Genomic DNA, 12069 nt, shown 5'->3' on the forward strand with positions numbered 1-12069 from the left:
CCCCGGACGCTCCCGGCAGTACGGTCCTCCGGTGATCGATGAGGACGGTTACTTCGGGGAGTCCGTGGCGGCGCGGTACGACGAGTCGTCGGCGGAGATGTTCGCGCCGAGCATGGTGGAGCCGGCCGTAGAGCTCCTGGCGGAGCTGGCCGGTGACGGCCGGGCGTTCGAGCTGGGCATCGGCACCGGACGCATCGCCCTGCCGTTGTCGCGGCGCGGAGTGGAGGTGCACGGCGTCGACCTGTCGCGGGCGATGGTGGCCCGGCTCCGGGACAAGCCCGGCGGCGCGGCGATCAGGGTGACGATGGGGGACTTCGCGACCACGAAGGTGGCGGGCAGCTTCTCGGTGGCGTACCTGGTCTTCAACACCATCATGAATCTGACCTCGCAGGACGCCCAGGTCGCCTGCTTCGAGAACGCCGCCGAGCATCTGGCGCCGGGCGGCTGCTTCGTCGTCGAGCTGATGGTGCCGGACCTGCGCCGGCTTCCACCCGGGCAGACCGCGGTGCCGTTCCATGTCGGCGGCGACCGGCTGGGGTTCGACCTCTACGACGTCGCGACCCAGTCGATGAGCTCGCACCACGTCAGGGTCGAGGACGGGCACGGATCGTACCGGTCGATTCCGTTCCGGTATGTGTGGCCGGCCGAGCTGGATCTGATGGCCCGGCTGGCGGGGATGCGGCTGCGGAACCGGTGGGAGGACTGGACGCGACGGCCGTTCACCGGCGAGAGCCGCAGCCATGTGTCGGTCTGGGAGAAGCCGGCCGGCTGACACCGCGCCCCTTTCAGCCACCCCGTTTCGCGGGGCCCGCCACGCCCTCCCCCACTGCCCTGAAGGCGCGACCAGCCCCCACCGGCCCGCGGGATCGTCACCGCGCTTCCAGCGGAGCGCTCAGCTCACATCCTTCGCCCTCCCCCGCCCCACCTGCGTCCGTACCGCCCCCATGCTCGCCGCGATGACCAGGGCGATGGCCGCCGCCTGGAGGGCGGAGAGCGCCTGGTCCAGGATGAGGAAGCCGGCTGTTGCCGCGATCGCCGGTTCCAGGCTCATCAGGATCGCGAAGGTGGACGCGGGCAGGCGGCGCAGGGCGAGGAGTTCGAGGGTGTAGGGGAGGACGGAGGAGAGGAGGGCCACCCCGGCGCCGAGCGCGAACGTCACCGGGTCGAGGAGCTTCGTGCCCGACTCGGCGATGCCCAGCGGCAGGAACAGCACCGCCCCGACCGCCATCGCGAGGGCGAGCCCGTCGGCCTGCGGGAAGCGGCGGCCCGTACGTGCGCTGAAGACGATGTACGCCGCCCACATCGCGCCCGCGCCCAGGGCGAAGGCGACGCCCGCGGGGTCGAGGTCGCCGAAGTCTCCGCCGCCGAGGAGGAAGACGCCGACGAGGGCCAGTCCCGCCCAGACGACGTTGACCGCGCGGCGGGAGGCGAGGACCGAGAGGGCGAGGGGGCCGAGGACCTCGAGGGTGACGGCGGGGCCCAGCGGGATGCGGTCGACCGCCTGGTAGAAGAGGCCGTTCATCGCGGCCATCGCGATACCGAAGACCACGACCGTGCCCCAGTCGGCGCGGGAGTGCCCGCGCAGCCGCGGCCGGCAGACCAGCAGCAGGACCACCGCCGCCACCAGCAGCCGCAGGCTCACCACGCCGAGCGCACCGGCCCGCGGCATCAGGGTCACGGCCAGGGCTCCGCCGAACTGCACCGAGACCCCGCCGGCGAACACCAGGCCGATGGGACCGAGGGAACCCCGGCGGCCCGCGGGGGAGGCGACCTCGGTCGAAGACGAGGTCGGGGTGGAAGTCGAGGTCGGAGTCACGGGCGTTCCAGGGCTTGGCTCGGGGGTTTGTTCATCGCGATGTACTGCCGAGTCCAGGGTAATGGACTCAGTCAGGCGTGTGAACCCTTTATGCAGCTGTCCTGGAGCACTGGAGGAACTGGAAGGACTGGAGGGAGATGGGTCAGATGCCGGGCCAGGGCTCCTCGTCGCGGAAGAGCGGGCGGCCGTCGGGGAACGTGGTGGGGATGGTTTCGTAGGCGCTTGCGGCGGCATGGCCGGTGAACACCGGCTGATGGGCGACGTACGGCTCATAGGACTCGTGCACGGGCGGCTGCGCCCAGGCCTCGGGAGCTGCGGCGGCATACACGTCGTACCCCTGCCCGTATCCATGCCCATACCCGTACGCCCCCTGGCCACCGTCCTCGTACGCCACCGGCCCCCCGCTCCCCGCGAACCCCTCCGTGAACAGCGGCAGCCGCAGCTCCCCGGTGTCCATCACCGCGTTGTTCTGCGAGCGGTGCAGCCGGGAGTATGCACCGCCACGGGCCAGCAGTTCGTCGTGGCGGCCCGTCTCGACGATGCGGCCGCGGTCGACGACCAGGATGCGGTCGGCGTCGGGGGCGAGGTTGAGGTCGTGGGTGATCATGATGGTGGTACGGCCGGTCATCAGGCGGCGCAGGGGCTTGACGACCCGGCGGGCGGCCATCGCGTCCAGGCCGGTCGTGGGCTCGTCGAGGACGAGGACGGGCGCGTCGCGCAGGATCGCGCGGGCGATGGCGAGGCGCTGGAGCTGGCCGCCGGACAGGCGGGCGGAGTTGGGGTCGACCCGGGTGTCGTAGCCGTCGGGCAGTTTCGCGATGAAGTCGTGCGCGTCGGCCGCCTTGGCCGCCTCCACGATCGCCTGCTCGCTCGCCCCGGGACGGCCGCAGGCGATGTTCGCGCGGACGGTGTCGTGCAGGACGAGGGTCTCCTGCGGCAGGAGGGTGACGTACTCGCGCAGGCGGGCCAGCGGGAGGTCGCGCAGGGGTACGCCGTCCAGCAGGAGGTCGCCCGCGTCGGGGTCGTAGAAGCGGAGCAGGAGCTTGGAGACCGTGGACTTGCCCGCGCCGCTCGGGCCGGTGATGATCACCAGCTCGCCCGGACTGACGGTGAACGACAGGCCTTCCAGGGCGATGCGGTCGGCGCCGGGATAGCTGAAGGAGACGTCGCGGGCCTCCACCGTGCCGTCGGGGCGGCCGGTGTCGGAGGCATGCCGGGGGTCGGTGACCGACGGGCGTACGTCCAGGATCTCGATGAGCCGCTCGGCGCCCGCGGTGGCCGCGGTGATGGTGAGGCCGAGCTGGGCCAGGCCGCGTACGGGCGGGTAGAGGTAGCCGAGGAAGGCGGCGAAGGCGAGGAGCTGGCCGAGGGTCATCCGGCCGGTGGAGATCTCCCAGGCGCCGATGCCGATCACCGCGAGCACGCACACCGTCTCGATGACCTGCACCAGCTGCTCGTACGCCTCGTTCAGGCGGGTGGAGCGGACGGAGGCGCGGAACCAGGCGGTCGCCTCCTCGTGCAGACGTCGGCGTTCCGCGTCTCGGCGGTCGTACGCCTGGGTCAGGACGATGTTGCCGAGGGACTCCTCGACCACCGACGTGATCGCGCCGTCGGCGACCCGGCCCTCGCGCGCGACCGACTTGATGGAGCCGGAGAAGCGGCGGGCGGCCAGCCAGAACAGCGGGGCCAGGACGAAGGTGGCGGCGGCCAGGTCCCAGCGCAGCCAGAAAGCGGCGGCCGCGTAGAAGAGCGCGGAGAAGGCGGCGGACGCGGCGCCGACGAGCCCCGAGACGACCAGCGTCTCGATGGCCTCGACGTCACTCGTCAGCCGGGACAACAGGTCGCCCTGGCGGTGGCGTTGGAAGAAGTGGGGCGGCAACTGCTGTACGTGGTCGAAGACGTGCTCGCGCAGTCTCATCACGAAGCGCTCGGTGGCCCAGGCGGCCAGGGAGTTGCCGGCGTACGCGACGACCGCGCCGACCACGGCGACACCCAGCCACTTGGCGGCCGGGTCCCAGAACGCGCTCAGCGAGCCGTCCTGCAGGGCGTGGTCGGTCAGTTCGCCGAACAGCAGGATCGCCTCGGTCTCGGCGAGCGCGGCCAGCACCGTGCACACCCAGACGATCACCAGCCAGCGGCGCAGCCCTCTGGTCAGGGGCCAGAAGCGACGGAAGGCGGTGCGGGCGGGAATGGTGGGGGTTTCGTATTCGAGTTCCTCATCATCATCCATTTCCTCACCCATCCCCATTCCCATCCCCATTCCCTTTCCCTTCGCTTCCGCCGTCAGAACGTGCGCCCGGAATTCAGGAATTGCGCATACGATTACGCGGACGGGAAGAGGGCCGACGGTGCACCATCGGCCCTCTTTCAGCGCTGGATCAGCTGTCCTGGCCGAGCGGCTTCGGCAGCGGCTTGGGCTCGTGCTTCTTCTTCGCCTTCGGCTTCGGCGGGGGCGGGAGCTGCTTCGACTTGGGCTTGGGGGGCAGCGGGGCAAGCTTCTTGAAGCTCATTCCAACTCCTTGGGTTTTGCGCTGTACCAGTGGTCGTGCGAGGAATTCCCGACGTCGAGAAACTTACACGGTTCTCATCCGACGGAGCGCATGAAAAGGCAAAGGGGCGCTGTGAATTCCCTTGGAGAACCTGGGAGTTGGGTGGGCCAGCTATCGACGGGCCATGTAAACGCCCAGCGCCCTGTGCAGGAGCTTGTTGAGCGGGAAGTCCCACTCGCCGAGGTACTCGACGGCCTGCCCGCCGGTGCCCACCTTGAAGCGGAGCAGGCCGAGCAGGTGGTTGGAGTCCTCCAGCGTGTCGGTGATACCCCGAAAGTCGTAGACCGCGGCACCCAGTTGGTGGGCGTCGGTCATCATGCGCCACTGCATGGCGTTGTTGGGCTGGACCTCGCGTCTGCGGCCGGTGGAGGCGCCGTAGGAGTACCAGACGTGGTCGCCGACGGTCAGCATGGTGGCCGCGGCGAGCACCTCGCCGTCGCGATGGGCGAGGTAGAGCCGCATGCGGTCGGGGTCCTCGGCGGTGAGCGCGGTCCACATGCGCTGGAAGTAGGACAGCGGGCGCGGGATGAAGCGGTCGCGCTCGGCGGTCTCGGTGTACAGCTCGTAGAACGCCGGCAGGTCCTCGTGTCCGCCGCGTACGACCTTCACGCCGGCTTTCTCCGCCTTCTTGATGTTGCGCCGCCACTGCTGGTTGAGGCCGCCGTGGATGTCGTCCAGCGACCGTCCGGCGAACGGCACCTGGAAGACGTACCGGGGCTGGCCGGCGGCGAAGCCGTCCTCGCCGCCGGGTTCGGTCTGCCGCCAGCCCATGCGGCGCAGCCGGTCCGCGACGTCGAAGGCGCGCGGTTCGTCCGACGTCGGCTCCGCGTCCCGCAGCCGCCGCGCACCCGGATCCGCGATCGCCGCCTTCACCGCGTCCGCGCTCCAGCGGCGTACGACGACGGGCGGGCCCATCTTGACCGAGAACGCGCCCCGCGCCTTCAGCTGGGCGAGCATCGGCTCCAGCCATCGCTCCAGGTCGGGCGCGTGCCAGTCGATCACCGGCCCCTCCGGCAGATACGCGAGGTACCGCTTCAGCTTCGGCAGCGGCCGCAGCAGCACGAGCCCCGCCCCGACGAGCCGCCCGCCCTCGCCCTCGCTCTCGTCGAACCAGCCCAGACTCTCCGCCCGCCAGTCCGGCTTCACGTCGCCCCAGGAGGGAAGCTGCATGTGGCTGACGGACGGGCGGGCCGCGACGAACGCCAGGTGCTCGGCGCGGGTGATGGGCTGGACGCGGAAGGTCATGCGCGGGGCTCCCTTGTGCGGTTCTGATGGCCGATCAGCCACCCTAGGAGGGCTCCTGGCTCCCTCCGTCCCGCACCACGCGGTCGGCCGGCCCCTCCGCCGACACCTCCGCCAAGGCCTCTGCCAACACCTCTGCCAGATGCCTCCCCCGCACCCCCGCCAGCTGCTCCAGCTGTGTCCGGCAGGAGAACCCGTCCGCCAGGACCACCGTCCCGGGCTCCGCATCGCGCACCGACGGCAGGAGCTGGTCCTCCGCGCAGGCCGTCGACACCTCGTAATGCCCTCTCTCGAAGCCGAAGTTCCCGGCGAGGCCGCAGCAGCCGCCGCTGAGGTCGCCGGTCAGTCCGGCCGCCGTGCGCAGGCGGCGGTCCGGGGCGTCGCCGAGGATCGCGTGCTGGTGGCAGTGGGTCTGGCCGACGGCCGGGCGGTCCACGCGGGGTGGAGTCCAGTCGGGGGCGTGGCGTTCGAGGGCCTCCGCGAAGGTCAGGACGCGGGCGGCGAGGCGGGCCGCGCGCGGGTCGTCGTGCAGCAGCTCGGGCAGGTCGGTGCGGAGGGCCGCCGCACAGCTCGGTTCCAGGACGACGACCGGTGCGGCGGTCTCCAGGACCGGGGCCATGAGGTCGAGGGTGCGGCGGAGCACGGTGCGGGCGCGGTCGAGCTGGCCCGTGGAGAGGTACGTCAGGCCGCAGCAGACGCGGCCGCGGCGGGCGGTCAGCAGCGCGGCCGCGGACTTCGACCGGCCGTCCCCGACCGGCCGCCCGCGCATCCGCAGCGTCGGCGGCAGCGCCACCCGCAGCCCGGCCGCCTCCAGCACCCGGACGGCCGCCTGCCCCACGGCGGGCGAGAGGTACTCGGTGAACGTGTCCGGCCACAGGACGACCAGGTCGCCGGTACGCTCCGTCGCCCCCTTCGCCTCCTCCACCGCCCCCGTCATCGAACGCCACCACCGGCTGAACGTCTGCGGTGCCAGCCGCGGGATCTCCCGCTCCGGCGCGATCCCGCCCAGCCGCTTCGCCGTCCACGCCAGCGGCCGTACGGAGGCGAGGGCGTTCACCACCCTCACCGCGCGCGTACGGGACGCCCAGCGCAGCCACACCGGCAGCCAGCCCATCGTGTAGTGGGCGGCGGGGCGGCGGCGCCCGGCGTAGTGGTGGTGCAGGAACTCCGCCTTGTACGTGGCCATGTCGACCTCGACCGGGCAGTCGGAGCGGCACCCCTTGCAGGACAGGCACAGGTCCAGCGCGTCCCTGACCTCCGGTGACCGCCAGCCGTCCGTCACCAGCTCGCCGGCCAGCATCTCGTGCAGCAGGCGGGCGCGTCCGCGCGTGGAGTGCGCCTCTTCGCCCGTCGCCCGGAAGGACGGGCACATCACGGCGGAGCCGGACGTCTGGGTCGTACGGCATTTCGCGACCCCGACGCAGCGGCGCACCGCCGCCGAGAAGTCGCCGCCGTCCGCCGGATAGCCGAAGGCCACGTCCACAGGCGTGCGCGGCAGGACGGAGAATCGGAGGTTCGCGTCCAGGGGCGCGGGCCGGACCAGCATCCCAGGGTTGAGCAGGTCGTCCGGGTCCCACACCGCCTTGGCTCGCTCGAAGAGCGCCACCATCTCCGCGCCGTACATCTTCGGCAGCAGTTCCGCGCGCGCCTGCCCGTCCCCGTGCTCGCCCGACAGCGAGCCGCCGTGCGCCACGACCAGCTCGGCGAGTTCTTCGGAGAAGCGGCGGAAGCGGCCCACGCCCTGCTCCGTCAGCAGGTCGAAGTCGATGCGGACGTGGATGCAGCCGTCCCCGAAGTGCCCATACGGCGTGCCGCGCAGGCCGTGGGCGGACAGCAGCCCCCGGAAGTCCCGCAGATACGCGCCGAGCCGGGCGGGCGGCACCGCGCAGTCCTCCCAGCCGGGCCAGGCCTCGGAGCCGTCCGGCATCCGGGTCGCCGTACCGCTCGCGTCCTCCCGGACGCGCCACAGCGCACGCTGTCCCGCCGGGTCCGTCACCACCAGCGAGTCGAGGACGTCGGCCGCCCGCACGACCGCCTCCGCACGCGCGCGTGCCTCCGCCGCCGTCTCCCCGCCCGTCTCCACGAACAGCCAGGCACCGCCCCGGGGCAGGTCGGCCGCGGTCGACACCAGGTCGGCCGCCATTCCCTCCACCGTCAGCGGCCGGAGCGGCAGCAGCCCGGCGGCGGCCTCGGCGGCGGCGCCCTCGTCGACGTACCCCAGCACGGCGAGCGCACGCGCGCGTGGCGCCTCGACGAGCCGTACGACCGCCTCCGTCAGCACGCCCAGCGTGCCCTCCGAACCGCAGAAGGAGCGGGCGACATCGGCGCCCTTCTCCGGCAGCAGCGCGTCCAGGGCGTACCCGGAGATACGGCGGGGCAGCTCGGGGAAGCCGGTGCGCAGCCGCGCCAACTCGCCCTCCACCAGCGCCCGCAGGCCCTCCGGCGCCCCCGCCCACCCCTGCCCCAGCCGCAACCGCTCCCCGCGCGCGGTGACCACGTCCAGCTCGCGCACGCTGTCCGCAGTCGTCCCCCAGGCCACCGAGTGCGAGCCGCAGGAGTTGTTGCCGATCATCCCGCCGAGCGTGCACCGGCTGTGGGTGGACGGGTCGGGGCCGAAACGCAGCCCGTGCGGCGCGGCAGCCTCCTGGAGACGGTCGAGGACGAGCCCCGGCTGCACGACGGCCGTGCGCGCGTCCGGGTCCAGCGAGACGAGCCGGTTCATGTGCCGGGTGAAGTCCAGCACCACCCCCGTCCCCGTCGCCTGCCCCGCGATCGACGTCCCCCCGCCCCGCGCCACCACCGGCACCCCGCGCGCCCGGCACACCGCCAGCACCGCCGCCACGTCGTCGGCGTCCCGCGGAGCCACCACCCCGAGCGGGACACGCCGGTAGTTGGACGCGTCCATGGTCACCAGCGCCCGGGAGGTGACATCGAACCCGACCTCCCCCCGGACGACCCCGCGCAGCTCCGCCGCGAGAGCTTCGCGGGCTTCGTGGGCTTCGCGAGCCGCATGAGCCACCTGCACTTCGTGAGCAGCGACATCCGTCATGCATCCAGGATGCACGCGACCACTGACAGTGACGGTCAAGGGCCCAGCTTCGTAGATCCCCACAGGTCCAAAAGCCGGAGAAGTCGTCTCATCGAACGGACACGTTTCCGTCCGGTTTCACCGAAGGGATACCCTCCGCCTCGTGGCTGAGATCCAGATTCCTGCTGACATCAAACCCGCGGACGGTCGATTCGGCGCGGGTCCCTCCAAGGTGCGGGTGGAGGCGCTGGACGCCCTGGCCGCCACCGGTACGTCCCTGCTCGGCACCTCCCACCGCCAGGCCCCGGTCAAGAACCTGGTCGGCCAGGTCCGCGAGGGCATCTCCGAGCTGTTCCAGCTCCCCGAGGGCTACGAGGTCGTCCTCGGCAACGGCGGCTCCACCGCCTTCTGGGACATCGCGACCCACGGCCTGATCGAGAACAAGTCGCAGCACCTCACCTTCGGTGAGTTCAGCTCCAAGTTCGCCAAGGCCGCCAAGCTGGCCCCCTGGCTGGCCGAGCCGACCCTGCTCTCCTCCGACCCGGGCACGCACCCCGAGCCCGAGGCGGAGGCCGGCGTCGACGTCTACGCGTTCACGCACAACGAGACCTCCACCGGTGTCGCCGCCCCCATCAAGCGCGTGCAGGGCGCCGACGAGGGCTCCCTCGTCCTCGTGGACGCCACCTCCGGCGCCGGCGGCCTCCCGGTCGACATCGCCGAGACCGACGTCTACTACTTCGCCCCGCAGAAGTCCTTCGCCTCCGACGGCGGACTGTGGATCGGCGTCTTCTCCCCGGCCGCCATCGAGCGCGCCGAGCGCATCCACGCGTCCGGCCGCCACATCCCGGAGTTCTTCAGCCTCCCCACGGCGATCGACAACTCCCGCAAGAACCAGACGTACAACACCCCGGCCCTCGCCACCCTCTTCCTGCTCAACCAGCAGCTGGAGTGGATCAACGGCCAGGGCGGCCTGGACTGGTCGGTCCGCCGTACGGCCACCTCCGCGCGCACGCTGTACGGCTGGGCCGAGGACATCAAGTACGCGAACCCCTTCGTCGCCGACCCGGCCAAGCGCTCCCAGGTCATCGGCACGATCGACTTCGTGGACGACATCGACGCCGCCGCCATCGCCAAGGTCCTGCGCGCCAACGGCATCGTCGACACCGAGCCCTACCGCAAGCTCGGCCGCAACCAGCTCCGCGTCGCCATGTTCCCCGCGATCGACCCGGCGGACGTCGACGCGCTGACGAAGTGCATCGACTACGTGATCGAGAAGCTGTAGCAGTTCCCGTACGACGACGAGGGGCGCCCGGCGACGAACCGGGCGCCCTTCGTCGCGTCTCACGTCGCCGTGCAGCTCACACTCGGCACACCCCCGCCCCCGGGCGCGCCCCCGAACCCGAAGCTCGCCGAACCGCCCGCCGCGATCGCGCCGTTGTGAGCGGCGTTGACGGCGGTCACGGTCCCCCAGCTCTGCTGGAACGGTCAATTCTCCAGCGACCCGACTCCGTCAGACCCAGGGAAGACCACAGGAGTACGCTGCGGGCGCCGCGACGTGCGTTCTGTGCCTTGTAGCCGTGATGGATGCGGTGGGCACGAATCCCACGGGGAACACCGCTCTGCCGGCCCAGCAGCGGCGCACATCCAGTTTCAGGACGCGGCCGACTCGGGCCAGAGCGCTCGCACGGCGTCGGGAACTCCCTCCAGGCCGTCGAAGTCGCCCATGGCCAACTGGAGAATGTAGCCGGGCAGGGTACAGATGAGAGCGCCGGCGATCGCCTCGGGAGATGCCTCGCGCGGGAGGGTGCCGCTCTTCTGGTGCTCTCGGACGACCTCGGCGAGGTCGGAGCGCATCTGGGCAAACAAGATGTTGAACTGTGCGGCCAGGGAAGGGTTTCGCAGGGACTCGGACCAGGCCAGCACGGCCAGCCCGGCGATGTCCTGCTCGAGAGTTTTAGCCTTCACGAGATCGAGGACATCGGCCATCATTTCCCCGACGGAACTGTTGGGCCGGTGCTCGGCGACGCTATGGACCATCGTCAGGACCTCGCGCATGTTCTCCTCGGCGATCGCCGTGATCATCTCGTCTTTGCTGGCGAAGTGCCGGTACACCGCCCCCGCCGAGAGGTCGGCCTCTGCGAACAGGTCCTGCATGGACGTCGAATGGAATCCGTCCCGCAGGAAGCAGCGGCGAGCTGCGTCCAAGATCTGCTTACGGCGGGCCTCCATGTACTCTTGCGTGACCTTCGGCATCGATCCACCCCTGCATTAAAAAACGAATCTTCGTGTTAATTTAGCACGCTGACGGTGTACGCTGGTCGTTTTCGGCTTGTGGTGTGCGCTGGATCGGCGGCCGCCGCCGGAGCCCATCCGTATGCGTCTCGGCTGCCGAGATGCCTGACACCGGCGCTGAGAGCGTGGATGGCTTTCGCCGCAGGTATGCGGCCGCGACCGGCGTGCTACGGGGCGAGTCGAGGGGACGGACCAGCTCGTCCCCGGCTTCCTGGCCTGCGACGCGGCGGCGGACCTGGCCGCGGAGGTCGCAACGGTCGACCACTGGCGCATGGCGCTGCCCGCGCCGCTGCCGCTGCCGCTGGACTGACGGGGCTGACAGGGCTTTCCGAGTAAGGTGCCCACCGCGTAGTCACCCAGGCGGGGCCCGTCCAGGTGCGACTGTTGGCCACAGGGCGGTGACGCCCTGCGACACTTTCCGGGCTATTACTATCAATTGGGCTGAAAGTCCAATTGATAGGGAGGTGGACGATCTTGGACGTCTACGAGGCGGTCACGAGCCGACGGGCGGTGCGCGGATTCACCGACCAGCATGTCCCGAAGGAGGTGCTGGAGCGCGTACTGTCCGCCGCGGCTTGGGCGCCGTCCGGATCGAACCTCCAGCCGTGGCATGCGTACGTGTTGACCGGCCGGCCACTGGCCGAGCTCAAGAGGCGCGCCGGCGAGCGCGTGGCCGCAGCCGACCCCTGGGACGAGCGGGAGTACGAGATGTACCCGCCTGCGCTGAAGTCCCCCTACGGCGAGCGCCGATCCGCCTTCGGCCGGGAGCGCTACAGCGCACTCGGTATTGCGCGCGAGGATTGGGAGGCGCGCCAGAGGGCCGCTTCCGCGAACTGGGACTGTTTCGGCGCGCCTGCCGCCCTGTTCTGCTACATCGACCGCGACATGGGCCGGCCCCAATGGTCCGACGTCGGCATGTATCTGCAGACCGTGATGCTGCTGCTCCGCGCCGAAGGGCTGCACAGTTGCCCGCAGATGGCGTGGTCCGTGTATCGCAAGACCGTCGCGGAGGTCCTGTCACCCCCGGACGACCTCATCCTCTTCTGTGGCATGTCGATCGGGTACGAGGACGTCGCGGTCGGTTACCCCCGTACGGGCCGGGCGCCGCTCTACGAGACGGTCACGTTCGTCGAGGATTAGCC

The 12069-nt window shown here is 71.0% G+C and carries 9 protein-coding genes and 1 pseudogene; 3 read left to right on the top strand and 7 right to left on the bottom strand.

Going from position 1 to position 12069, the window contains the following annotated elements; translation table 11 throughout:
* Positions 1 to 31: 31 nt before the first annotated feature.
* The gene (locus tag ABT114_RS24895; protein ID WP_351145058.1) at positions 32 to 772 is read left to right on the top strand and encodes a class I SAM-dependent DNA methyltransferase; all 741 of its coding nucleotides are present in this window, start codon (positions 32 to 34) and stop codon (positions 770 to 772) included.
* A 120-nt stretch (positions 773 to 892) separates the two neighbouring features.
* Here the strand turns inward: ABT114_RS24895 and ABT114_RS24900 are convergent, their stop codons facing one another.
* From ABT114_RS24900 to ABT114_RS24920, 5 genes are all read right to left on the bottom strand, one after another.
* Positions 893 to 1816, bottom strand: a complete 924-nt coding sequence (locus ABT114_RS24900; protein WP_351145059.1) for an EamA family transporter — start codon at positions 1814 to 1816, stop codon at positions 893 to 895.
* A gap of 142 nt (positions 1817 to 1958) precedes the next feature.
* Positions 1959 to 4046 carry an ABC transporter ATP-binding protein gene (locus ABT114_RS24905; RefSeq protein WP_351145061.1) on the bottom strand — a complete coding sequence of 696 codons (2088 nt, stop codon included), beginning with the start codon at positions 4044 to 4046 and terminating at the stop codon, positions 1959 to 1961.
* Between the two features lie 148 nt (positions 4047 to 4194).
* Positions 4195 to 4326: a hypothetical protein gene (locus tag ABT114_RS24910; RefSeq protein WP_351145062.1), complete on the bottom strand. Its 132-nt coding sequence runs from the start codon at positions 4324 to 4326 to the stop codon at positions 4195 to 4197.
* A gap of 150 nt (positions 4327 to 4476) precedes the next feature.
* Positions 4477 to 5610: a lipid II:glycine glycyltransferase FemX gene (locus tag ABT114_RS24915; RefSeq protein ID WP_351145063.1), complete on the bottom strand. Its 1134-nt coding sequence runs from the start codon at positions 5608 to 5610 to the stop codon at positions 4477 to 4479.
* A 43-nt stretch (positions 5611 to 5653) separates the two neighbouring features.
* Positions 5654 to 8656 (bottom strand): FAD-binding and (Fe-S)-binding domain-containing protein, encoded by a 3003-nt coding sequence (locus ABT114_RS24920; protein ID WP_351145064.1) that lies wholly within the window; start codon positions 8654 to 8656, stop codon positions 5654 to 5656.
* A 142-nt stretch (positions 8657 to 8798) separates the two neighbouring features.
* Here ABT114_RS24920 and serC point away from each other — a divergent pair, with 142 nt between their 5' ends.
* Positions 8799 to 9917, top strand: coding sequence for a phosphoserine transaminase (gene serC, locus ABT114_RS24925; RefSeq protein WP_351145065.1), 1119 nt, complete (start codon positions 8799 to 8801; stop codon positions 9915 to 9917).
* A gap of 59 nt (positions 9918 to 9976) precedes the next feature.
* On the opposite strand, the pseudogene ABT114_RS24930 reads toward serC, so the two are convergent.
* Positions 9977 to 10099, bottom strand: a pseudogene (locus ABT114_RS24930) (hypothetical protein); the annotation flags it as partial.
* 186 nt (positions 10100 to 10285) lie between these two features.
* Entirely contained in the window at positions 10286 to 10888 is a 603-nt protein-coding gene (locus ABT114_RS24935) for a TetR/AcrR family transcriptional regulator (RefSeq protein ID WP_351145066.1), read from the bottom strand.
* Positions 10889 to 11401: 513 nt separating this feature from the next.
* On the opposite strand from ABT114_RS24935, the gene ABT114_RS24940 reads away from it, so the two are divergent.
* A complete protein-coding gene (locus ABT114_RS24940) occupies positions 11402 to 12067 on the top strand; it encodes a nitroreductase (protein ID WP_351145067.1) in 666 nt (221 codons plus the stop codon).
* The last annotated feature ends 2 nt before the right edge of the window (positions 12068 to 12069 follow it).

The organism is Streptomyces sp. NPDC002088 (assembly GCF_040296605.1).
In the GTDB taxonomy this organism is placed as follows: domain Bacteria; phylum Actinomycetota; class Actinomycetes; order Streptomycetales; family Streptomycetaceae; genus Streptomyces.